This window comes from Streptomyces sp. CA-179760 (assembly GCF_050937045.1).
Taxonomy (GTDB): domain Bacteria; phylum Actinomycetota; class Actinomycetes; order Streptomycetales; family Streptomycetaceae; genus Streptomyces.
Genome location: NZ_JBNJLZ010000001.1, coordinates 5,167,543 through 5,190,798 on the forward strand (window position 1 = coordinate 5,167,543; position 23,256 = coordinate 5,190,798).

At 70.2% G+C, this 23,256-nt stretch carries 19 protein-coding genes and 1 pseudogene; 15 read left to right on the forward strand and 5 right to left on the reverse strand.

Translation table 11 applies throughout. The features are described from left to right. Positions 1–47: 47 nt before the first annotated feature. Positions 48–521 (reverse strand): ArsI/CadI family heavy metal resistance metalloenzyme, encoded by a 474-nt coding sequence (locus tag ACQEV8_RS23360; protein WP_432963284.1) that lies wholly within the window; start codon positions 519–521, stop codon positions 48–50. Between the two features lie 79 nt (positions 522–600). On the opposite strand from ACQEV8_RS23360, the gene ACQEV8_RS23365 reads away from it, so the two are divergent. From ACQEV8_RS23365 to ACQEV8_RS23375, 3 genes are read left to right on the forward strand one after another with little or no spacing between them, the layout of a single operon-like run. Beyond that, positions 601–1,008: an ArsR/SmtB family transcription factor gene (locus ACQEV8_RS23365; protein ID WP_432963287.1), complete on the forward strand. Its 408-nt coding sequence runs from the start codon at positions 601–603 to the stop codon at positions 1,006–1,008. Beyond that, positions 1,005–2,105: an ACR3 family arsenite efflux transporter gene (gene arsB, locus ACQEV8_RS23370; protein WP_432963290.1), complete on the forward strand. Its 1,101-nt coding sequence runs from the start codon at positions 1,005–1,007 to the stop codon at positions 2,103–2,105. Before ACQEV8_RS23365 ends, arsB begins: the two co-directional genes overlap by 4 nt. Continuing rightward, a complete protein-coding gene (locus tag ACQEV8_RS23375) occupies positions 2,098–2,517 on the forward strand; it encodes an arsenate reductase ArsC (protein WP_432963293.1) in 420 nt (139 codons plus the stop codon). Before arsB ends, ACQEV8_RS23375 begins: the two co-directional genes overlap by 8 nt. A gap of 404 nt (positions 2,518–2,921) precedes the next feature. Here ACQEV8_RS23375 and ACQEV8_RS23380 read toward each other — a convergent pair whose 3' ends face one another. The 4 genes from ACQEV8_RS23380 to ACQEV8_RS23395 all read right to left on the reverse strand — a co-directional run bounded on the left by ACQEV8_RS23380 (position 2,922) and on the right by ACQEV8_RS23395 (position 7,938). Continuing rightward, positions 2,922–4,175 carry a lactonase family protein gene (locus ACQEV8_RS23380; protein ID WP_432963296.1) on the reverse strand — a complete coding sequence of 418 codons (1,254 nt, stop codon included), beginning with the start codon at positions 4,173–4,175 and terminating at the stop codon, positions 2,922–2,924. Positions 4,176–4,544: 369 nt separating this feature from the next. Further along, positions 4,545–4,946, reverse strand: a complete 402-nt coding sequence (locus ACQEV8_RS23385) for a hypothetical protein (RefSeq protein ID WP_432963299.1) — start codon at positions 4,944–4,946, stop codon at positions 4,545–4,547. A 1,139-nt stretch (positions 4,947–6,085) separates the two neighbouring features. Continuing rightward, the gene (locus tag ACQEV8_RS23390) at positions 6,086–6,718 is read right to left on the reverse strand and encodes a response regulator (protein ID WP_432972929.1); all 633 of its coding nucleotides are present in this window, start codon (positions 6,716–6,718) and stop codon (positions 6,086–6,088) included. After that, complete coding sequence (locus tag ACQEV8_RS23395; RefSeq protein ID WP_432963302.1) at positions 6,718–7,938, reverse strand: sensor histidine kinase; 1,221 nt, start codon at positions 7,936–7,938, stop codon at positions 6,718–6,720. Before ACQEV8_RS23395 ends, ACQEV8_RS23390 begins: the two co-directional genes overlap by 1 nt. A gap of 145 nt (positions 7,939–8,083) precedes the next feature. On the opposite strand from ACQEV8_RS23395, the gene ACQEV8_RS23400 reads away from it, so the two are divergent. From ACQEV8_RS23400 to ACQEV8_RS23455, 12 genes and pseudogenes are all read left to right on the forward strand, one after another. Continuing rightward, positions 8,084–8,851 (forward strand): ABC transporter ATP-binding protein, encoded by a 768-nt coding sequence (locus tag ACQEV8_RS23400; RefSeq protein ID WP_432963305.1) that lies wholly within the window; start codon positions 8,084–8,086, stop codon positions 8,849–8,851. Next, complete coding sequence (locus ACQEV8_RS23405) at positions 8,851–11,247, forward strand: ABC transporter permease (RefSeq protein WP_432963308.1); 2,397 nt, start codon at positions 8,851–8,853, stop codon at positions 11,245–11,247. Before ACQEV8_RS23400 ends, ACQEV8_RS23405 begins: the two co-directional genes overlap by 1 nt. Before the next feature lie 35 nt (positions 11,248–11,282). After that, positions 11,283–11,507 (forward strand): annotated as a pseudogene (locus ACQEV8_RS23410) (tyrosine-type recombinase/integrase); the annotation flags it as partial. A gap of 49 nt (positions 11,508–11,556) precedes the next feature. Beyond that, positions 11,557–11,685, forward strand: a complete 129-nt coding sequence (locus ACQEV8_RS23415; RefSeq protein ID WP_432963311.1) for a hypothetical protein — start codon at positions 11,557–11,559, stop codon at positions 11,683–11,685. Between the two features lie 193 nt (positions 11,686–11,878). After that, entirely contained in the window at positions 11,879–13,147 is a 1,269-nt protein-coding gene (locus tag ACQEV8_RS23420; RefSeq protein ID WP_432963314.1) for a DUF418 domain-containing protein, read from the forward strand. 210 nt (positions 13,148–13,357) lie between these two features. Further along, entirely contained in the window at positions 13,358–15,274 is a 1,917-nt protein-coding gene (locus ACQEV8_RS23425) for an ArnT family glycosyltransferase (protein ID WP_432963317.1), read from the forward strand. 334 nt (positions 15,275–15,608) lie between these two features. Beyond that, entirely contained in the window at positions 15,609–17,867 is a 2,259-nt protein-coding gene (locus ACQEV8_RS23430; RefSeq protein WP_432963320.1) for a HAMP domain-containing protein, read from the forward strand. 6 nt (positions 17,868–17,873) lie between these two features. After that, positions 17,874–19,145, forward strand: a complete 1,272-nt coding sequence (gene pgsB / locus ACQEV8_RS23435) for a poly-gamma-glutamate synthase PgsB (protein WP_432963323.1) — start codon at positions 17,874–17,876, stop codon at positions 19,143–19,145. After that, on the forward strand, positions 19,142–19,624 hold the full coding sequence (locus ACQEV8_RS23440) for a poly-gamma-glutamate biosynthesis protein PgsC/CapC (protein WP_432963326.1): 483 nt from the start codon (positions 19,142–19,144) through the stop codon (positions 19,622–19,624). Before pgsB ends, ACQEV8_RS23440 begins: the two co-directional genes overlap by 4 nt. A gap of 57 nt (positions 19,625–19,681) precedes the next feature. Next, the gene (locus tag ACQEV8_RS23445) at positions 19,682–20,797 is read left to right on the forward strand and encodes an NlpC/P60 family protein (protein ID WP_432963329.1); all 1,116 of its coding nucleotides are present in this window, start codon (positions 19,682–19,684) and stop codon (positions 20,795–20,797) included. Positions 20,798–20,948: 151 nt separating this feature from the next. After that, complete coding sequence (locus ACQEV8_RS23450; RefSeq protein ID WP_432963332.1) at positions 20,949–21,167, forward strand: hypothetical protein; 219 nt, start codon at positions 20,949–20,951, stop codon at positions 21,165–21,167. 82 nt (positions 21,168–21,249) lie between these two features. Further along, positions 21,250–23,055 carry an ABC transporter ATP-binding protein gene (locus ACQEV8_RS23455; RefSeq protein ID WP_432963335.1) on the forward strand — a complete coding sequence of 602 codons (1,806 nt, stop codon included), beginning with the start codon at positions 21,250–21,252 and terminating at the stop codon, positions 23,053–23,055. Positions 23,056–23,256: the final 201 nt, after the last annotated feature.

The following is a 23,256-nucleotide window of genomic DNA, read 5'->3' on the forward strand; positions in this document are numbered from 1 at the left end:
GTCGCTGACTGAGACGGACCGGCACTCGGCGGATCAGGCCGTTCGAATCACTGACCGCATGCACATCCAGCGGCCACCGGGGCCTCCTCGGTCGCCTGGCTGGTGCAGCAGGCGTCCCCGGTGGCGTCGGGGTCGGCGCTCTTGCCGAGGTTGTCGGCGTCGGCCTTCACGACGTAGACCTCCCAGGGTTCCTTGCCGGGGCCGTGGACCCACACCTTGTCCTGGAGGGCGTAGCAGCAGGAGGTGTCGTTCTCCTCGAAGGTGGCCAGACCGGCGTCCTTGAGCCGGGTGGTGGCGGCGTTGACCTGGTCGGTGGACTCGACCTCGACGCCGAGGTGGTCCAGGCGCGTTTCCTCGCCGGGCTGCCCCTCGATCAGGACGAGCTTGAGCGGGGGCTCGGTGATGGCGAAGTTGGCGTAGCCCTCGCGACGCTTGGCCGGTTCGGTGCCGAACAGCTTCGAGTAGAAGGTGATCGACGCTTCGAGGTCGCTGACGCGAAGGGCGAGCTGAGCGCGAGACATGGCACGACTCCCAACGGGTTGCATTGATGTCTGTCGATACAACATTGCGCTCTGAATCGAAGGATGTCAACATAGAGAAATGTCGAATCAAGAGTTCGTTGTGCTGGGTCAGGACGATGCGGCCGGCAGCTGCTGCCCGGCGCTGCTCACGACCCCCTTGGACGAGGGCCAGGCGGTAGAGCTGGCCAAGGTGTTCAAGGCCTTGGGTGATCCAGTGCGGCTGCGTCTGCTGTCGATGATCGCCTCACGTGCGGGTGGCGAGGTCTGTGTATGTGACCTGACCCCGGCCTTCGACCTGTCCCAGCCGACGATCTCCCATCACCTCAAGCTGCTCCGGCAGGCCGGGCTGATCGACTGCGAGCGGCGCGGGACCTGGGTCTACTACTGGCTGGTCCCGGAGATGACCGACCGGCTTGCCGCGATCCTGACCCGTCCGGCAGGAGAATCACTGCCCGACCGCACGGCGCCTGCCGGGGCCGCTTCGTGAGCACTGCGGCTGCTGAAGGGAACGTGGCGGGACGCTTGTCCTTCGTCGATCGCTACCTGGCTGTCTGGATCCTCGTGGCCATGGCCGTGGGGCTCGGTCTGGGGCGACTGGTCCCGGGCCTGGGCGACGCTCTGGCCAAGGTGACGGTGACGGGCGTGTCCCTGCCGATCGCCCTGGGCCTGCTCGTGATGATGTACCCGGTGCTGGCCAAGGTCCGCTACGACCGCCTCGACACAGTCACCAGCGATCGCCGCCTGTTGCTCCCGTCCCTTTTGCTGAACTGGGTCGTCGGCCCGGCACTCATGTTCGCCCTGGCCTGGCTGTTCCTGCCGGACCTGCCCGCCTACCGCACGGGCCTGATCATCGTCGGCCTGGCCCGCTGCATCGCCATGGTCATCATCTGGAACGACCTGGCCTGCGGACACCGCGAAGCCGCCGCCGTCCTGGTCGCCCTGAACTCCGTCTTCCAGGTGATCGCCTTCTCGGCGCTGGGCTGGTTCTATCTCTCCGCCCTGCCCGGCTGGCTCGGCCTGGAACAGACCGGCCTGAACGTGTCGGTGTGGGAGATCGCCCGCAGCGTGCTCATCTTCCTCGGTATTCCGCTCGCGGCCGGTTACCTCACCCGCCGCATCGGTGAGAAGGCCAAGGGCCGCACCTGGTACGAAGCCAAGCTCATCCCGCGCATCGGCCCCTTCGCCCTCTACGGGCTCCTCTTCACCATCGTCGTCCTCTTCGCCCTGCAAGGCGACGCGATCACCTCACAGCCGCTGGACGTCGCCCGCATCGCCCTGCCGCTGCTGGTCTACTTCGCCGTCATGTGGGCCGGGTCCATGGCCCTGGGCCGCGTCGTGGGTCTGGACTACCCGCGCGCCACAACGCTGGCCTTCACCGCTGCGGGCAACAACTTCGAGCTGGCCATCGCCGTCGCCATCGCCACCTTCGGAGCCACCTCCGGCCAGGCACTCGCCGGCGTCGTGGGCCCCCTCATCGAAGTGCCCGCACTCATCGGCCTGGTGTACGTCGCCCTGTACGCGCGCCGCTACTTCACCGCCCCGGCCGCCGCCCCCGCACCTCAGGAAGACGCAGCCCATGCCTGACACCACCACCCCGTCCGTCCTGTTCGTCTGCGTCCACAACGCCGGACGCTCACAGATGGCCGCCGCCTTCCTCACTCACCTCGCAGGCGACCGCGTCCAGGTCCGCTCCGCAGGCTCCGCCCCCGCCGACACCGTCAACCCGGCCGTAGTCGAGGCCATGGCTGAGGCGGGCATCGACATCGCGGCCGAGGTGCCCAAGGTGCTCACGGTGGAAGCGGTCCAGGCGTCCGACGTCGTCATCACCATGGGCTGCGGGGACACCTGCCCCGTCTTCCCCGGCAAGCGCTACCTCGACTGGGAACTCCCCGACCCTGCCGGTCAGGGCGTAGAAGCGGTTCGCCCGATCCGCGACGAGATCGAGAAGCGCATCCACGGCCTGGTCGACGAGATCGCCCCGGCGAGCCAAGCATGAGTCCCACAGGCACAGTTCGCATCGGTGCGCGTATGCCGGCGTGGTCGAACACTCGGTGTAGGTCCACCACTCGGTGTAGGTCCACCCTGGAGCCCGCGGCCGGGGGATGGGCTCAGTCCTCCTGCAAACCTTGATCAGATCGACCGACGAGAACCGAACTCGCGCTCTCAGCTTGGGAAGCGACGGCGCTTGGGTGGGCTCCACGCCTCTGACCCGCACCGTTCCGTTGGCTGATCGTCGGGGCCGGATCGCACCGCTGTCCACCGTGGTTGTCCGGTCTTATGGGCACGCTATGGGCATGGCGCCCCGAGGAGGGAGCTCAGGGCGCCTGTTGGTCCCTGGTGACCGAGAGCGACTCCGACCCGCAGGGCAGCAGAGTGTGGTCGTCGCGACCGCGCGGCGTGTCACACCGCGGCGATCCCTTCCATGCCCGACTCGTCGAAGGCAGGCAGCCCCTCAGCCGTGGTGACCTTCGTGAGAGCGCCGTCGGACTCGACGCGGAAGCCGTCCACGGTGCCGGAGACGGCGTTCTGGACGTAGACGAACTTCTCGTCCTCCGTCACCGCGAGGTCGATCACGCCCTGCGAGTTCGCGGAGGGCGGCGTGGCCACGCCGACGTCGTTGGTCAGGGAGAGCTTGCCCTGCTCGTCCATGCGGTAGCCGCTGACGGTGGAGTTGCCGGTGTTGCCGCCGTAGAAGTAGTTGCCCGCGCGCTCCAGCCAGCACAGGACCTCCTGCCCGTTGGCGAGCGGCTCCTGAAGGACCTTCAGCTTGCCGTCGTGCTTCACCTTGTAGGTGGTGACCGTGGACTTCTCGGCCTCGGCGACCAGCATCCGCTTCCCGGTGCTGTCGAAGCTGATCGCGAACGGGACACCGCCCGCGGACTGGTTGACGACCGGTTCGTCGACGGCCGGGAGGCCGTTCTTCTTCAGCGGAAAGACCTCGACCGTGTTGGCCGCCTTGGTGGTGACCACCAGATTGCGGCCGTCCGGGGTGATCTCGACCTCGCCGGGTGAGGTGTCGAAGCGCGGTACGTCCTCGTTGTTCAGGCCCAGCGAGCGGTGGGAGCCCTGTAGCGGCTCGAGCCCCTTGCTGGTGATCCCGAAGCCTTGGACGGAGCCCTCACCGCCCGCGTTCATGACGTACGCGACCTTGCCGTGTACCGCGATGCCGGCCGGGAACTCCCCGCCGGAGTCAACGACTTGGCGGTCCTTCAGTTCCCGTCCCTCGACGCGGAACGAGGTCACCGTGCCGCTGCCCGCGTTGACCGCCAGCAGCATCCCCGAGGCGTCGTCGTAGACCAGCGAACCCTGGGAGGCGAGCGAGTCGGTGGGGGCGTCGACCTGGTCACCGCCCTTGCCGCCGGTCTCGTGGGTCCCCGCGGGTTCGAGCTTGCCGTCGTCGTCCCGCGCGAACACATGGATGGTGTTGCCGTCCAGCTCGTTGCCCTGGACGAAGACGGCGTGGTCGGCACCGGCGCTCCCGGAGTACTGACTGGCAGAGGCCAGGGACACGGCGACTGTCGCCGCCCCGGCGATGGCGAGGGCTCCGCCGCCGATCACGATGCGCCGCGTCCTGGACTTCCCCCGGTGGCGGCGGCCCGCTCCGTCCTGGCGGCTCTGTCGATACTGATCACCGTGACCGCTGTGCACGCTCATGTTCCGTCTCCTTCAGCTTCGTTGTCCATGGGCACCGGATCCGTCATCCGTATCTGCGGACGGGACAAGAGTGACCAGTGGGTGGGGTGGGAGGAGAGGGAACGAGCTCCGCGTCAGACTCTCGTAAGCACTTGCTCTGCCCCGGGCGAACGTTCGGCGCATGCGCTGACCGGCAGTGTCAGCGGCCGGCACGTACATCCAGCACTTGTCGCAGCGTCGGCACATGAACCGGCGGGCCGTGGAGGCCGGTGCGAACTTCCCCCATTGCGCCGGGGCAGCGACGAGAGGCAGAGGCACGGCTACCTGCCGGGCCCGCCCGGTCGGGCCTGCGACGGCACATCGCACGGCACAAGCGTTTGCCGTTTGCCTTCAGCCCTCTGCCCGCGGCCGGCCCCGGCTGTGGGACCTGGTGGTCCAGGCGAGCAGGGCGAAGCCAAGGGCGAAGCCACACATCGTCCAGACCCCGCGTGGCCAGAAGATGTGGCTGTCGACGAAGGACCAGCCGGCCACGAGCAGAATGGCTGTGCCCGGCAGGACGCGGGCGCCGTGCCGTGGCCACAGCGCTACCGCGGCGGCCATGACCGCGCAGATCAGGGCGTAGGCGCCGACCTGTCCGAGGGACTCACCCACGTCGTAGAGCGGGCGTTTCAACGGCCCCGGGCTCGTGCCCGCGGCAGCGTGCTCGACCGTCGTTCCGGCCGCGATGCCGGCGACGGCGTCGAGCCCGGTGTAGAAGGCCGAGTAGACGAAGGCACCTGTCCAGGCCGCCACCGTGGCAGCGGCTTCGATGCCAGGCCGGGGACGGTGCCACAGCGGGACCAGGAGGCCGATGGTGAGCAGCGGAAAGAGGGGCAGCAGCAGGACGTGCAGGTCTGTCCAGTCCGCCGCCGTCGACTTCGACAGCCCGTGGGGTGTGCGAGGCCCGCTGCGGCCAACGCCAGGGGCGCGGCGGTGACAAGGGCGATCCGTATGGAGGTCGTCATGAGAGAGGTCGTCACGCGGTGAGCGTAGGCGCGGGCCCTCATACCGGGCGGGTGCGTAAGGGTTTCGTAAGACAGCAGGGCAAGCGCATCGCGCCCTTCCTGCTCGCGCTTGGCGACAGTGGGGTCTCGACGTCTTCTTCGCTCAGCCGAGGGTGGGGCTGACCCGACCCGACGGCCGGTGGCTGACCGGCTCCTCACGAGATCGCCAAGTTCATACGCTCGTCTACATGTTGAAGCGGACAGTACAAGCAGTCATTGCCGGTGCTCTCGGCTTGGGCGCTGCGGTCACCACAGGAGCCACAGGAGCCACAGGAGCGGTGGCCGCCCCCGATCCGACCCGTGCGGCGAACCGGACTGACGCCTCGTTGGTACGCACGGACAAGGGCGCCGTACGCGGCACGGTGACCGACTCCGCGCGTGTCGGTGTGGCGCGAAGGCTCGATCGCACCATTGTTGACCGTGGTTGTCCGCTACTACGGGCACGGACAGGGCACGGACCTCGCCTGAGTCGCTTGATGCACTGTCACTTCCTCGGGGAGCCGTAACGCATGCGGGTTCGGCGGCGCGTAGACAGGTGACGTTGCATGAACGATCTTGTCGCAGTCGCTGTCCGGAGCGAGGCTCTCGCAGGGATGCCGAGCGCGAGTCGGCCGCACTGCGCGCGTCGGCCAGTGCGGCGAGAACATGCTGAGCGGCCGCGCGGACGCCGGTCCTGGTCGGCCGGTCGGCGGGTTCGAGGGCTGCCCTGACCGTGTGGCCGAGCAGGAGCAGGCCCGCTCGGTGGTCCGCGGAAGGTCCTCGTCGGGCGGTACGGCGATGCTCTGGTGATGAATCCGGTCAGCACCGCGTCGATCGTGTGGGTCTGCTTCCGCCGACGCCGTGACCGCCGGCAGTCCGTGCTCGCGCCTGGGGAGACCGGCCGGTGCGTTACGCCCGCAGGAAGGCGAGGACCGCCAGCACCCGCCGGTGGCCCTCGGTGTCCACCGGCAGATCCAGCTTGTTGAAGATATTGCCGATGTGTTTGTTCACGGCCGCCTCGCTGATGAACAGGTGCTTGGCGAGGCCGGCGTTGGTGCGGCCCTCCGCGATCAGTCCGAGCACCTCGCGCTCGCGGGGGCTCAGCCGCTCCAGCGGATCCTGGCGCAGCCGGACCAGCTGGTGGATCACCTCCGGGTCCACCACCGTCCCGCCTGCGGCGACCCGTTCGATCGCGGCCGTGAAGTCGGCCACCGCGCCGACCCGTTCCTTGAGCAGGTAGCCCACCCCGGCGCCGCCGCCCGAGTCCAGCAGGCGCAGCGCGTAGGAGCGTTCCACGTACTGGCTGAGGACGAGCACGGGCAGGCCGGGGAACTCCTCGCGCAGCGCCACCGCGGATCGCAGCCCGTCGTCGCTGAGCGAGGGCGGCATCCGTACGTCGGTGACGATCAGATCCGGCCGGTCGCCGCGTACCACCTCGACGAGGGCGTCGGCGTCCCCGACCGCGGCCACCACCTCGTGGCCGACCCGCTCGAGGAGCCCGACCAGGCCCTCGCGTAACAGAACGGCGTCCTCGGCGACGATCAGGCGAAGCGACACGGAACCTCCACATGCAGCAGGGTGGGACCACCGACCGGACTCGACACCCGCATCCGGCCGTCGAGCGCCGTGACCCGGTCCGCGAGCCCTGTCACGCCGCTGCCGGCCTCGGGATCGAGCCCGCCCCTGCCGTCGTCCGTGATGTCGAGGATCAACAGATCGGAATGGTAGCGACCCCGTACCTGGGCGGTCGTGGCCCCACTGTGCTTGGCGATGTTCGTCATGGCCTCGTTGATCAGGTAGTACATCGTCGTCTCGAGTTTCCTGGGCAGTCGCTCGGGCAGTCGCAGATCCACGGTCACGGGGATCGGGAACCGGCCGGCGTAGTCCTCGATCGCCGCGACCAGGCCGTGATCGGCGAGCACCGGTGGGTTCAGCCCTCGTATCAGGGCCCGCAACTCCTGGTGGGCGGCGGAGAGCTGGTTCTCCACCTGGGTCAGCAGCTCGGCCTGCGGGGTGCCCTCCGGGATCTCCAGACGCATCAGCCCCAGGGTCATCCCCAGTGAGACGAGGCGCTGCTGCGCCCCGTCGTGCAGATCGCGCTCGATGCGCACGCGTTCGGCGTCGAAGGAGTCGAGCAGCCGCGACTGGGAGGCGCGCACCTCACGCAGCTCCTCCCCGAGCTCCCGGTCGCGCGGAGCAAGGAAGGTGCGAGCCATGGAGGCGCGTGCCCCCGCCCACGAGGTCACCGTGTACGGCGAGGCGAGCAGCACGATCGCTCCGAACACCGCCCAGGGCCAGGTGTCGCCATCGGCCGAGGCGATGGTCACGGCGGGCACCCCGAAGGAGAAGCCGAGGACCAGCAGGTCCAGCCACCACAGGGACGCCGTCGACAGCAGCGTGAACATCAACTCCCGCCACGTCGCCCGCTCCTTGAGCCGGGTGGCCATCCAGGTGCGCAGGCCGGGGCCGTCGGGGGCCCGGTGCGGGTCGGGTAGCTGGTCGAGGTCCACAAGGCGCAGCCGACTGCGTTCCACCGTGGCCACCACGGTGGAGGCCAGCACCAGGCCGACCAGGGGAGCGACACCGATCAGCACGACCAGCAGGGCGAGCCCGGCGGCCAGCCCGAGGCCGAAGACCAGCAAGGCCGCGGCGCCGACCACAACGCCGCCGCTCAGATAGGCCAGTGACCGCCAGGGCCAGCTCGAGGTCAGAAAGCTCAGGGGACGCTGAGCCATGGCCTGCCAGGCCGTTGTGGGAGGCATGCGATCAACGTAACCGGGACGTACGGGATTTGGTGAAGGGTTCCCTGCGGCGGTCCCCTCGGACCACCTGAGGTAGAGCTGCCTCTACCTCAGAGGTAGAGAGCGGATCAGTGCCCCGGCCCACCCCGTGCAGTGGAATCGACGCATGACGACGACGAGGCAAACCCCCGTACAGGACGCGGTCGAACTCCACGGTGTGCGCAAGGTCCACGGCACCGGCGGACGCCAGGTGACCGCGCTGGACGGCGTCTCCCTCGGCTTCCCCCGCGGTACCTTCACCGCCATCATGGGCCCCTCCGGTTCCGGGAAGTCGACCTTGCTGCAGTGCGCGGCAGGGCTGGAGCAGCCGACCGACGGTCGGATCATCCTCGCCGGAGCGGACATCGGCCGGCAGAACGAGAAGGAGCGCACCCGGCTCCGCCGTGACCACGTCGGATTCGTCTTCCAGGCATTCAATCTGGTCGAGTCCCTGACGGCCGCGCAGAACGTCGAGCTGCCGTCCCGGTTCGCCGGCCGCAAGGTCAGCCGCGAGCAGGTCGCGAACGCGCTTGGCGCGGTCGGTCTGGCCGAGCGCGCCGAACACCGCCCCAGTGAGCTCTCCGGCGGTCAACAGCAGCGCGTCGCCCTCGCGCGGGCCTTGGTCACACGTCCCGACGTCCTCTTCGCGGACGAGCCCACCGGCGCCCTGGACACCGGCACCTCCCGCGAGGTGCTGCGGACGATGCGGATGCTGGTGGACCAGGAGGGCCAGACCACCCTCATGGTCACGCACGACCCGGTGGCGGCGGCCATGGCCGACGTCGTGGTCTTCCTCAAGGACGGCCGGATCGCCGACCGCATCCCGCTCGACCGTCACTCCGGCGGCAACAACGCCGCCGCGATCGCCACCCACATGACCCGGCTGGAGGCGTGATGCTGATCCTCGCGAACGTACGCGAACGCTGGTCCGGATTCCTCGGGGCCTTCGTCGCCGTCCTGATCGGCGTGGCCCTCATCACCACCACTCTGGTCATCTACGACTCCGCCCGGGCCAAGGTCCAGCCCCGGTACACCGGCACCGCCGCTCTGGCACTGCCCGAGCAGGCCGTCGACGCCGACGGCAGCCCCGAGGACCGTATGCCGTGGAGCAAGGACGAGGCCGCGCCGCTGCTCGCCGGACTCGACAAGGTTCCGGGCGTGACCGACGTGGTGGTGGACCGCTCCTTCTACGCCCAGGCGATCCGCGGCGGCAAGCCCGTCACCGACGAGGGTGCCCTGGAGTCCGGCCACGGCTGGGGCAGCGCGCGGTTGGCGCCCTACCGGCTGGTCTCCGGCCGGGCCCCGAGCGGCGAGAACGAGGTCGTGGTGGACCGCGCCCTGGGGGCGGCCGTGGGCAGCGACCTGACCGTCAACGTCACCGAGGGCCGCAAGCAGTTCACCGTCGTCGGCACGGTGGACGGCTCCGGCTACTACTTCAGCGACGAGTTCGCCGCGCATCAGCAGCCCGGTGTTCACGTCATCGCCCTGGTCGCCGACAAAAGGGCGGCCACCGGCTCGATCGTCACCGCCGCCCAGAAGGTGCTGGGAGACAAGGGCAGCGTGGTCTCCGGTGACGGCCGCGCGGAACTCCAGCCCCAGTACATCGAGCACAGGCGTTTCCTGGGAGTCCAGCTCATCAGCGCCATGGCCCTCCTCGGACTGTTCACCACGGCGTTCGTGGTTGCGTCCATGCTGGTCCTGGCGACCGGGATGCGCCGCCGGGAGATCGGCCTGCTGCGCACCATCGGAGCCGCCCCCCAGCAGATCCGCCGCATGATCCTCGGCGAGGCCGCCGTGGTCGGCCTGCTCGGCTCGATCGTCGGCTGCGTGGCCGGCGTGGCCGCCACACCGCTGCTGCGGAACATCCTCGATGGCCTGGACGTGGCCCCGCCGGACATGGAGATCACCGTCGCTGCCTGGCCGCTGCTCACGGCCTCCGTGGTCGGTGTCGGCGTCAGTGTGATCGGCGCCTGGACCGCAGGTCGCAAAGCCGCCCGGGTGGCCCCCATCGAGGCCCTCCTCGACAGCCGTTCCGTCGACAAGGGCATGGGCCGCGGCCATGGGATCGTCGGCCTGGCCGTCCTCGGCATGGGTGCGCTGCTCGCCATCGGCACTGCCACCTCCAGCGCCGACAACCGCATCACCATGGCGATCCTCGCCACCATGACCCTGATCGTCGCGGCGGCTCTGCTGGCTCCCGTGTTCATCGGCCCCGTCGGCCGCTTGCTGACCGCTCCGTTCCAGCGCGGCGGCTCGGCCGGTCCGGTCCTGATCCGGGCCGAACTGGTCGCCGAACCCCGCCGCGCCGCCTCCCTGGTCGCCCCGGTGATCGCCGCCGTCGGTTTCGCGGTTCTGCTCAGCGGCGTGGTGGAGACCATGCGGGTGGCCTATCCGGCGGGCGAGGCCCTCAAGGTCTCGGGCCAGACGATCGTCACCCCGGCCGGCACGCCCGGCAACACCGACGAGGTGGTCGCCGCCAACCCGGTGGGCAAGGCCGCCCTGCCGACCCGCGCGTTCGTGACGAAGAACGCGAAGAACCCGCGGAACTCAGCCGTCGCCACGGTCCTGGACGTCCTGGGCACCCGGGACGATCGATGGAACAAGCCGGGGGAGGCCGTGCTCGGCGAGCGCACCGCCAAGGCCCTGGGGCTCGGCGAGGGACAGAACGTCCCGGTCCGGTTCGCCGACGGCACCACAGTCCCCCTGCGCGTCGGCGCGGTCCTGCCCGACGACCCGGCCCGCGGTGACTTCGTGGTCGCCCGTGATCTGGTCCGAGCCCACGACCCGGCCGCGCTCACCGACGACATCTTCGTCCCCGCTGACGCCGAGGCCACCGACTCCGTCCCCGGCACCGCTCTGCACGACGCCGCGGAGTACGCGCTGGCCGACTACAACACCGACGCCAAGCTCACCGACAGCCTCGCCGGCATGCTCATCGTGATCGCCGTCGGCTACAGCGTCATCGCCGTCGTCAACAGCATGGCCATGGCCGCCCACGGCCGACGCCGCGACTTCGGGGTGATGAAGTCCGCCGGCGGCACCGTCCGCCAGCTCCTGTTCACCTCAGCGGGCGAAACCGCCCTGGTCATCGCCGTCGGCGCCGCCCTCGGCGTCCTGGTGACGCTGCCCCCGCTGGCGGGCATGGCAGCCGGCCTCTCCGAGGCCACCTCGTCCGACGTGGGCCTGCACCTGAGCACCGGCACCCTCGCGACCGCCATCATCGGCACCCTGCTGGCGGCCGTCCTGGCCGGGATCGCGGTCACAGCGATGACGCTGCGGAGGCGGGCGTAAGAGATACGGACACGAAGCAGGAATTACGGACACGACATCCCGAGCCAGGCCCTGATGGACGTCTCTTCGTCGGGAGAAGGGAGCTCCCTTCTCCCGACGAACCCTCGGACGGAAGCGGCGGAGGGCGCGTGAGATCGTCGGCGTGCCCAAGGGCTTCCGGTTCTACGACCTTCGGCACACCGGACACACCCTGTCCACGCGCTCGGGCGCCACCCTCAAGGACACGATGGTCCGCGCGGCGGCAGTCTTCCGAGAAGGCTGAGGCTGACTGATCACCACGCACAAAAAAGAAGGCCCAGGTCTCAGACCGTGGACCTCGTCATCGCCGCCACCGCCGCCCAACACGGTCTGACTCTCCTCCGGACGCGTGCCGACCACCGTGCCGTTGCCCGGCCCGCGTGCGACCTGCTCGAGCGCAACGTCCACGACATCGCCTGATGGGCCGCCGCCGTCCTGTGGCTCGCCCGCTGCCGTGGGCCGCGCGGATCAACTCCTTCTCCGGGCAGGCCTGCCCGACTGCTGCCCTGACCGAACCCCGCCGATCGGCGGGGTGGTGGGGGCCGACCGGCGGGGCAACTCCCGCAGGCTGTCGGATGGTTGGCGGCGTCCGTGCTTCGGCAGGGTTGTCCCGGTGACCGAGATCGAAAGCGCCGAGAAGACGCCTGCGAGCCACTCACCCGCACCCGAGTCCGCCACGGCGACGAAGAGCGCCGCGCCGATGGCGCGGTTGGTCGGGGTGGACCTCGCCCGTGCCCTGGCCGTGTTCGGAATGTTCGCCGTGCACGTCGGCCCCCTCGCCACGCCCGGGGGCGGCGTCGGCGACTGGTTCCTGGAGCTGGCGAGCGGCCGGGCGTCGGCGCTGTTCGCCACCCTTGCCGGGTTCTCGTTGATGCTGATCGCCGGCCGCCTCGAGCCGAAGACCGGACTGGCCGGCCGGCAGGCGAGGGCCCGGATCGTGATCCGGGCCGTGATCCTGCTGGTGCTGGGCAGCGCGCTGGCGATGACCAACTTCGGCGGCGCCGGGATCCTCAACTTCTACGCGGTGTACTTCCTGCTGGCCCTGCCCCTGCTGCGGCTGCGGGCCAGGACGCTCGCGATCATCGCGGTCACGCTCGCGGTCGTCATGCCGCAGCTGGCGTACGTGATCCGGGCGCTGCTCAACGAGTCGATCGTGAACAGCATCGACGCGTACGACCCGATCGCGCGACTCTCCGGGGTGGGCGTGCTCGATCTCCTGCTCCTCGGCCTCTACCCGGCGATCACCTGGATGACGTTCGTGGTCACCGGCATGGCGTTGGGTCGGCTGGATCTGGCCTCCGGTGCGGTGCGGCGGCGGCTGGCCGTGGTCGGTCCCGCGCTGATCGCGTTCGGCTACGGCGTCTCGTGGCTGGTGCTCCGGTTGTCCGGCGGCGCTCAGAAGATCACGGCCGGGATGCCTGCCATGAAGGACCTCGGTGCCATGAAGGACCCCGGCATGGCATCGGGGTCCTTCGACACGCCGGTCGGTGGTGGGCTGTGGGGCCCCGACGCATGGAGGTTGCTGGCAGCCGAGCCGCACAGCGGTTCCACGTTCGACCTCATCGGCAGCATCGGGATCGCCATCACCGCGCTCCTGTGCCTGACCGTCGCGATGGACCGGCTGCCGTGGCTACGCCGGCTGGCAACTCCGGTCATCGCCGTCGGCACCATGTCGCTGACCCTCTACGTCGGCCACATCCTGGTGATCCTCGCCCTGCCCGGCGAAGCGGCCACCCCGCCGCAGTCCGCCTCCGCCGCGCTGCTGCTCTGCTTCATCCTCGGCGCCACCCTGTTCGCGGCGATCTGGTCCCGCTTCTTCCGCCGCGGACCGCTGGAGTACCTGCTCAACAACGCCACCAAACTGGCGCGTCACGTCCGCTGAGCCTCGGACGGGCACTCCGAGCGGCAGCGTGAGTCGGCCTCCGGCGTGCGGGCGCCGGAAGCCGTAGCCCTTCGACGCGCGTCGCCGGTCTGACGGTCTGACGGTCGGCGTACCGCCGGACGGCACGCACGTGCGGTGCCCGCGGCTCCCGCGCGGCCCTCCGCCTCTCACCTGCCGTTTCGCCCGAACACTGATCCAGGGACCTTCGCCATGGCCACCATCCCCACCGCCCGGAGCACCGGCTTTCATGGCCTCCGCAGAGAATCGCACCGCCGCACCGACCGGCCGGGGGCTCCAGCACGCTGGGAACGCCCGGCGCTGGCCGCGGTGCTGGGCGTCGCCGCACTGCTGTACGCCTGGGGCATGGGGCACGCCGCGATCCACCCCTACTACAGCGCGGCGATACGGTCGATGGCCACCAGTTGGCGGGCCTTCTTCTTCGGCGGTCTCGACACGAGCGGTTCGATCACCCTCGACAAGTTGCCGGGCGCCTTCTGGCCCGATGCCGTCTCCGTATGGATCTTCGGGCCGCACACGTGGGCGGCCGCGCTGCCCCATGTGATCGAGGGTGTGCTCACCGTATGGCTGCTGCACCGGATCGTACGGGCGTGGGCCGGGCCGTTCGCCGCACTGATCGCCGCGCTGACGCTCACCTTCACTCCGGTCACCGTGGTACTGAACAGGGCCACCATCCCGGACACCGCCCTCACCCTGCTGCTGGTGGCAGCCGCCGGAGCCCTGCAGAAGGCGGCACGAACCGGGCGGCTGCTCCCGCTGATCATGTGTGGCGTCTGGGTCGGGCTCGCCTTCCAGACGAAGATGCTGCAGGCCTGGCTCGTACTGCCGGTCTTCGCCGTGGTCTATCAACTCACCGCGATCACCTCGCCGTTGCGGAGGGCGCTGCGCCTCCTGCTGAGCGGTGCGGTCACGCTGGCCGTCTCCTGCTCGTGGGCGCTGATCGCGTGGGTGACTCCCGCAGGCAACCGCCCGTATGTCGACGCCACGTCGAACAACAACCCCTTCAGCCTGGTCTTCGGCTACAACGGCATCAGTCGCTTCAGCGACGACGGCACCGCGTTCGGCGCCGTCCCGGCCACCGCCGCCAGCCGTATCTCCGGAAACACCGGCTGGGGGATGCTCGTCAACCACACCGTCGGCCCGCAGATCGCCTGGTTCCTGCCGCTCGCCGTGCTCGCCGCCGTGACGGCCCTCATCTGGCGCGCCCGCGAGCCACGGACCGACCCGCTGCGTGCGGGTTTCCTCCTCTGGGGCGGTTGGCTCGCCATCCATGCCGTGGTGTTCAGCGTCTCCAACGGCAATCACGTGTACTACACGGCCGTGCTCGCACCGGCGATCGCCGCGCTCGCCGGAGGCGGGCTCGCGCTCTTCCGGCCGGCGTACGAGTCCGGCGGCCGGCGACGGCTGTGGCTGCCGTCGGCGATCGTGCTGACGGTGGCCTGGGCGCTCGTACTCGACGGGCCGACCTGGTTCGTCTCCCGGCTGCTGGTGTTCGCCGTGATCTTCGCGGTGTGCGGGACGTTCGGCCTGTGGTCCAGCGGGTCACGCGCCTCCCAGAGGCTGGTGCAAGGCTCTCTGGCCGCCGGAATCGCGGCCACTCTGCTCGTACCCGCCGGCTGGGCCGTCTCGTCCCTCGACCCGCGCTACGCGGGCGCCTCCACGTCCCCGACGGCCGGTCCGGTCGGCGAGTTCCACCACCGGGCTCTCCACGACCCGTCCGCTCTCCGCCGGGCCGAACTCGACCGGCCCAGCGCCCGCGACACCGCCCTGCTGGACTACCTCACCGCGCACCGCAAGGGCGAGAAGTACCTGCTCGCGACCCAGGCCGCCTACCCCGCGGTACGTCTGCTGCGCGCTCAGGCCCAACCCGTGCTCGTCATGGGCGGATTCACCGGGAAGGCCCCCTTCCCCAGTGCCCCGCGGCTCGGCAACCTGATCGCCACTCACCAACTCCGCTACGTGCTGCTCACTCACCTGCGGCCCACGACCTCCGCCACGACTTGGGTGAAATCCCACTGCGAGCGCGTCCGCTCCGGGGCCTACGGCTGGCGCACCAGAGGCAACTTCGGCCTCTACGACTGCCGCACCCCCGCCGATCGGCGGGGGTGAAACAGCCGACTGCGGGATGGGCAAGGCAGAAGAAATGCAAAATAATCCTTGCGGGCAATTTTCGTCTCGCCCGCAGGCGACCCATCGCAATTTGTTCGCATTCCGTGAAGACTAAATTCACCATTCTCAATATGCGGCAAACTAGCAGGTCAGGCGAGTTTAGTGAGTACCGTCACACCTCCCCGATAAACCGGCGAAGTATTCCCGTCGTCAGACAGGTCAAGAAATTCTGCTCGTTGCTTCACGCGGCATCCGGAGAGCTCGGAAAGGATTCTTCTTGACCACCACTCGATCCCCGATATCCACGCCCGGCCGGGCTCGGCGTCGGGCGGACATGGCTCTGTTGGGAGGTGTGCGGCCGCCACTGGCGGTCCTGCCGGTTCTGTTGGCGCTCGTCGCGGGCCTGACGGTGTTCGCCGTCGGGAGCGATGCCGAACGGGGCGTTCCCGAGGCCGTCCTCAGCTCCCAGCAGCACATCGCCGAGGACGGGGCGGTCGCGCTGCAGGGCGCCGTCGACCAGAGCGTCACCGATCTGCGGACAGCGGCCGCGGACTTCGGTGGCTCCAAGTCCGTACCGGCGGACGCGATGCTGACCCGCCTCGACCGGACCTACCGCAAGTGGCGCGGTGCCGCCGTCGTCGACGTGTCCACCGGCCGGCTGCTCGCCGCGCAGGGCGAGGCCGTACCGCTCGGGAAGGTGAACCTTCGTGGACTGCCGGCGAACCCGCCTCCGAAACTGGTGCGGGACGACTCGGGTGTCACCCGGCTGCTGGCTTTCGCGACGCTGTCGCAAGGCGGCAGGCAGGAGTTGCTCGTCGCCTCCCAGAGCCTGAAGCTGCCGGGCATCTCCGTCGGCAGGAAGCACACGCTCAACGTCGTGGACCGTGACGGGGCCACCCTCACCTCGGCCGGGCCGGGATCCGGCACCGACCGGGCCAAGGCGCTGGCCCGCACCGCCGCCCGCCAGGCGCAGAGCAAGGGACCGTCGGACACCGCCGCTGCCGGCGGCTTCACCGGTCCGAGCGGCAGTCTCGTCGGGGCCGCGGACGGCAACACCCGTACCGCCGTCGGGTATGCCTCAGTGGCCCGGGCGCTTGCCTCGAAAGAGAGTCCGAGCAACGAACTCGGACTGACGGTCGTCACGACGGTGCGAACCAACAGTCATGGGGCCGGGACCGGTGACCTTCGTCTCGCCCTCCTCGCCGCGGCCGTGCTCCTGGCCCTCGCGGCCGGGGTCACCGCCGCCCTCCACCTGGTGGTGCAGCGGCCTCTGCTGCGGTTGCACCGCGACGCGCGGAGGCTCGGCTCGGGTGACCTCACGGCTCCCGTCCGCGTGCCCCGCTTCGGGGAACCTGCCCGGGTCGGCGCCGCGCTGGAGGCACTGCGCCGTCAACTCCGTGGCAGGGGCGGGCCGTCGCAGGAGACGGTCGCGCGGCCACCGGCCAAGGGGCGTGTTCCGCGCGGGACGGGCAAGGGCCGGCGTCGGCTCGGACTGCGCACCGTCCTGGCGGTGTGCGCGTTCGCTCTGCTGGCCTGGCCCGCGTCGATGCTGCTGACGCTCGGCAGCACCTTGCCGCACCCGGCCGCGGTCGTACCGCGGCTGATCTCCGACGACCAGCGGCAACGCACCGAGACGACGGCGGATCGCGTCCGCAGGGGGATCAACGACGGATACGCGGATCTCTCCCATCTCGCCACCGTGATCGACGCTTCCCGGTCGGAGGAGGCGCGCACGGTCCTCGACAGATCCCTGGAGCAGCACGGCCGATACCGGTCCCTGTACGTCGTCGACGGCGCCGGCAGGATCCTCGTCCGCGCCGGCGATGGACCCCGTACCCCGAAGAAGGCCCGCATCAGCCCCGGGGTCATGCAGACGAACACCTCCGGCGCGGAACCGGTGCTCGCCGCCGTGGCCGCTCAGCCGGTCAAGGGTGGGCCGGCGAGGTCCGGACGCCGGTATGTCGTGGGTGAGTTCAAGGTCCAGTACCTGACCGGCATCCTCAACCGACCCGGTCTCGGCTCGGTGTGGCTGGTGGACTCCGCGCATCGGGTCATCGCGTCCAACAAGGGGTTCGTGGCCTTCGGCCGGGTCTCCGACGGCCGGCTGCGGGACCAGCTGAAGGCCGTTCACACGACCAAGGGCGCCGCCGAACTGCTGCTCGGCTGGAGGGATCCGGCGGTCGCCGCGGTGGCGCCGTTCAACGCCAAGCTGGGCGTCGCGGGCGCACTCGGCTGGAAGGTCGCCTCGATCAGGCCGGTGTTCTGGATCGGCCTGCCCGAGTACGAGGCACAGCGGCGGATCATGCTCGTCGGTCTGCTGGGGGTGACCACGGGTGCCCTCTGCATCGGCTGGATGTACCTCGTCGTCGTACGTCCGCTGCGTGAAATCGCCCAGGGCGCCGAGTCGTTGGCGGCCGGGGACCGCGGAACGGTGCTCTACCCGCGCTACCACGACGAGGTGGGATCCCTCGCCCGCAGCCTCGAACTGATCAGACAGCGACTCCGCCGCACCGACACACCGCCCGCGCCCGGTTCCGCGGACAGCGTGCCCACCCCCTCCACTTCCCCGTCCGGTCCCGGTCCCAGGAGCTGACCCGCCGTGCTCTTCCTGTACTGCGTCCTCGCGACGTGCTGCGCCGGCCTGCTCGTCGCAGGCATCGTCGAACAGCGCCGCCATGACGCGAATCTCGCCGCCATACCCACCCGAGTGCTGGTCAACGGCATTCGCGGCAAGTCCTCCATCACCCGGCTGTGCGCGGGCGCGCTGCGCGGCAGCGGCCTGGTGACCGTCGCCAAGACCACGGGCACCGCGGCCCGGTTCATCCACCCCGATGCCACCGAGGAGCCGGTCTACCGCAAGTTCGGCATCGCCAACGTCGTGGAGCAGATCGGCATCGTCCGGCGGGCCGCCGCCTACCGACCCGATGTCCTGGTCATGGAGTGCATGGCCGTCATGCCCGCACTCCAGGAGATCAACCAGTCCAAGCTGATCCGCTCCACCATCGGCGTGCTCTGCAACGTCCGCGAGGACCATCTCGCCGAGATGGGCCCGACGTTGGACGACGTGGCCCGCTCCCTGTGCCGGTCCCTGCCGGAGGGCGGCGTCTGTGTCACCGCGGAGAAGGAGCGCTTCCACATCCTCCAGGAGGAGGCCGACGCCCGGAACTGCGAGCTGGTCTACGCCGACCCGGAAACCGTCACCGACGAGGAACTGCGCGGCTTCAGCTGGTTCACCTTCAAGGAGAACGTCGCCATCGCCCTCGCGGTCGCCGAACTGCTCGGCGTCGACCGCGCGGCCGCGCTGAAGGGAATGTACGAGGCGCCACCGGACCCGGGTGTGCTGTCCGTAGAGCGGTACCGCACCCCTGACGGAAAGCGGCTGCGCTTCGCGAACGTCTTCGCCGCCAACGACCCCGAGTCGACGCTGATGAACATCCAGCAACTGCTCGAACTGGGCGCGATCCACCGTCCGTTGCACGTCGTCATCAACTGCCGTCCCGACCGTGTGGAGCGCAACGGGCAGATGGGCGCGCTCATCCCCCAGCTCGACCCGGAGACGGTGTTCCTCATCGGCCACCCCACCAAGTCGGCTGCCGACGCCATACCCGCCCACTGGACCGGGAACGTCGTCGATCTCGGCGGCGACCGCCGCGACCCCGACCGGCTCACCACGGATCTGCTGGCTCACCTGGGGCCGGACTCCTCCCTCGTCGCCATCGGCAACATCCACGGCCAGGGCGAACTCTTCCTGGAGCGGCTCGCGGCACTCGCGCCCGAACACCCCGACGCCGCCGCAGACCTCGCCGACCCGAGCGACGCCCCCACCTCACTCGTCGCCCACCACAACTCCTCGCATGGAGAATCCCGTTGATCCCCGCAGTAGTCACCCCCCAGATCGCCGCCATCGGCATCGCACTCGGTCTGGTGTTCTCCCTCCTGTGCTACCTGACCACGAACCTCTCACCGGGCGGCATGATCACCCCCGGTTGGCTCGCCCTCACCCTCGTCGGCGATCTGCGGCGCGCCGCCATGGTCGCGGGCGTGGCGGCCCTGACCTACCTGCTGACCAAGCTGCTGCAGCGCTTCGTCATCCTCTACGGCAAGCGGCTGTTCGCCGCCGTCGTACTCATCGGCGTCCTGCTCCAGGCCGGGCTCTCCCTGTTGCTCCAGCAACAGTTCCCCCTGCTGTTCGCCCATCAGGCCCTCGGGTTCATCGTCCCCGGGCTCATCGCCTACCAGCTCGAGAGGCAGCCCAAGACCGCGACGGTCCTCTCCACCGCCGCGGTCACTTTCGCCACCTACGTGATCTTGGTGTCCGGGCTGCTGCTGGGCGCCCTGCCCACGACGTGAGCCGCCCCCTCCCCGACAAGCGGCGCCATCTCTCCTTCCCCCCATCGGAGTTGACCAGTGAAACGCCTCCTGCCCGGAATCCGTAGGTTCCCTCTGACGAAGAACGCGGCCCTGTTCCTGGTGACAGCCGTCCTGCTCGCGGCGAGCTACGGGCTGACCCTGCAGCTCAGGCACCGCACCGACAGTCCGGCGGCATCGCCGATATCACAGGCATCACAGGCATCACAGGCATCACTGGCATCAACGGGTGCCGGAATCCGGGGCAGGACCGGCCCGCTGCGCTTCGAGCGGATCGGCAACCCCGCCCGCACGGTCGCCCGCGACCGGCGCGGCACCGTCATCGCCACGTTCACCGACGGCGCCCGTACGGCCGTACTGACAGGGCCCAGCAGGACCTTCGCGGAGCCGCGTACGACGGATGTCGAAGTCGTCTCCAAGAGCTGGGTGCGGCTGCTGCCCAAGACATGGACCCGTGGCGCGGAGCGGAGCGGCTGGTTCAGGACCTGGCTCAGGTCCCGGCTCGGCAGCCGCGATCCCGACATCCTCGCCACGGCCTTCGACTACATCGCAGGTGCCCCGGCCCGGACGACGGCAGCGGGAGTCAAGTACAGCGGTGCCGCCCGCTACACGCCCAGCACCCCCGGCGACTCCGGGCGTGCCGGGCCAGGGAAGTCGAAGCCGCGCACGGGTTCGGACTTCTACGATTACCTGGGCATCCCCTGGACCTTCCCCGACACGGTCACCCGCCGTCCCGAGAAGGACCGCGCGCGCTCCGTCGACAGCTCCGGCTATGTCCGGCTGGTGTACGGCTACCGCTCGGGGTTCCCGCTGAACAGCAGGGACAGCGCGGCGGGCAGCGGGCTGCAGCGGACCCCCGACGCGATCGCCCACGGGCGGCTGGGCGTACCAGTGATCCCCCTCACCGACCGCCGCCCCGCTGTCATCCAGCAGCTCCAGCCCGGCGACCTGGTCTTCTTCAGGACACAGGAGCTGCCCGGCGGACGGATCGGCCACATCGGTATCTACCTCGGCCTGGACACCGCCGACCACCCGCGCTTCATCTCCAGCCGGAAGAACGCGGGCGGCCCCACCATGGGTGACAAGGGCGGCACCTCACGGGTCGACGGGGACGGCTACTACGCACAGGGGCTGCGCGCGGCCCGCCGCCTCTGACCGGGGTCCCTGAGGGGTTCGCAGGTGGCGGCACTGTCCTTGATGCCGATGAAGCCGCGGGGTGTGTGCACGCGGCTCCAGCCACTCGGCGGGGGTGCACCCGACGACCGCCGGATGGCCTACGGAAGGCCCGGGCTTCCAAGCTGGCGGCATGACACACCGCGCGCACGAGAGGGAGCTCGACACCACCCGCCGGCCACCGGCCGATGCGGCGGGTCGTGGTGACGCCGGGCGACGCAGGAGCGAGCTCTGGGAGTTCCTCGGCATGGCGTTGGTGGCGAGCGGCCTCTGCTTGGCCGTCGTACGCCCTGAACTCCGCGATGACGTTGTGCACACGCTCGCCACGAGCGCCGTCGAACTGGCCCGTTGAGCCGACCCCCAAGGCCCCCGCGCGGGCCGGTGCCCGCAGCCGCTGACGCGATGCGAGGCCGACCACGTAGGAAAGGAACCCTGTGAACACCGCATCCGCCCCAAAGGCGACGGGTGCCGAGTCGCTTCGCGCCCGCGAGACGCTCAGGGCGCTGTACGGGTACGTCCGTCCGCACCGGTGGGCCGTCGCGCTCGGTCTGCTGTGTGCGCTGGCCGGGGCCGCCGGGGGGCTGGTGCAGCCGCTGGCCACGAAGACGCTGGTCGACCGGCTCTCGTCCGGTGTCACGATCGGCACCGTCCTGCTGGCCATGACCGTTCTGGTCCTGCTGAGCATGGTGGCCGAGGCGTTCGGTGCCTATGTGCTGGAGCGGACGGCGGAGTCGGTGGTGCTCGCCGCCCGCCGCAGCCTCATCGGACGGCTGCTGCGGCTGCGGCTGGCGGAGGTGGACCGGATGCAGCCGGGCGATCTGATGTCCCGGGTGACCTCCGACACCACGCTGCTGCGGGCGGTCAGCACCCAGGCGGTGGTCTCCGCGGCGACAGGGGCGGTGACGCTGGTCGCGGCGGTCGTGGTGATGGCGTTCCTCGATGCCGTCCTGCTGAGCGTCACGCTCGGCGTGGTCGCGGTCGTCGGAGCGGGTGCCGCCCTGGTGATGCCGAAGATCGGGCAGGCCGCCGAGCGCTCCCAGGCGGCTGTCGGGGAGATGTCCACCGGTCTGGAGCGGGTCTTCGGCGCGTTCCGTACGGTGAAGGCGTCCGGCGCCGAGGAGCGGGAGACCGCTCGCGTCGAGGCGGCGGCGCGCAGGGCGTGGCGCCATGGCGTGCGCAGCGCGAAGTGGGAGGCCGTGCTGGGTTCGGCGGACAACCTCGCCGTGGAGCTGGCGTTCCTCGCGGTGCTCGCCGTCGGCGGGGCTCGCGTGGCGTCCGGGGACGTGCCCGTGTCCACGCTCATCGCGTTCCTGCTGTACCTCTTCTACCTGATGGAGCCGGTGTACAAGCTGGTCGAGGCAGCGTCCCACTACCAGGAGGGCGCGGCCGCGATAGCCCGGATCGCGCAGGTGGACGGCCTGGCGACGGAGCCGCAGGACCGGTGCCGGCCGGTGCGTCCGGCGGCGCCGGACGCGGTGCCGCCGCGTCCGGCGTCGGTCCGCTTCGAGGAGGTGTCCTTCCGGTACGGGCCCGGGCTGCCGGACATCCATCAGCGGGTGGACTTCGAGGTGCCGGGCGGCGGGATGACGGCCTTCGTCGGCCCCTCGGGCGCGGGCAAGTCGACGGTCTTCGCGCTCGTCGAGCGGTTCTACGAGGCAACCGGCGGCCGCGTCCTGGTCGACGGCAAGGACATAACGCAGTGGCCGCTGTCCGAGCTGCGGTCCGTCATCGGGTACGTCGAGCAGGACGCGCCGGTGCTGGCCGGCACGCTGCGGGAGAACCTGGTCTTCGCCGCGCCCGGCGCGACCGACGACGAGATTCGCGAGGTCCTCTCCCGGACCAGTCTCGACGCACTCGCCGAGGGTCTCCCGCACGGCCTGGACACCCTGGTCGGGCACCGCGGCTCGAAACTGTCCGGCGGCGAACGCCAGCGCATCGCGATCGCCCGCGCGCTGCTGCGCAGGCCCCGGCTGCTGCTCCTGGACGAGGCGACCTCGCAGCTCGACGCCGTCAACGAGCTGGCACTGCGTGACGCCATCGCCGAGACGGCACGTGGAACCACGGTGCTGGTCGTGGCCCATCGCCTGTCGACGGTCACGGACGCCGACCGCATCGTCGTCATGGACGCGGGCAGGGTCCGCGCGGTCGGCACCCATGAGGAGTTGGTGGAGCGGGACGAGTTGTACGCGCAGCTCGCGGCGACGCAGCTCCTGACCTCGGCGGGACGCCCCCGCGGGTGAGACGGGCCTGGCCCATGGGCTCGCCGGTGCCGTCGGCCGTCGGCTGCCCCCTCCCGTGCGGCGGGGGCAGCCGGGCCAGGTGGCGAGGTGGTCGCCGTACATCCTCGGGATACCGGCGCACCACACGACTCGTGAGGCTGAGGGCAGTGCCTGCGTCACCAGACGGTTCGCTCCCCCCGCGCCCAGTCCGTCCCTCACCCT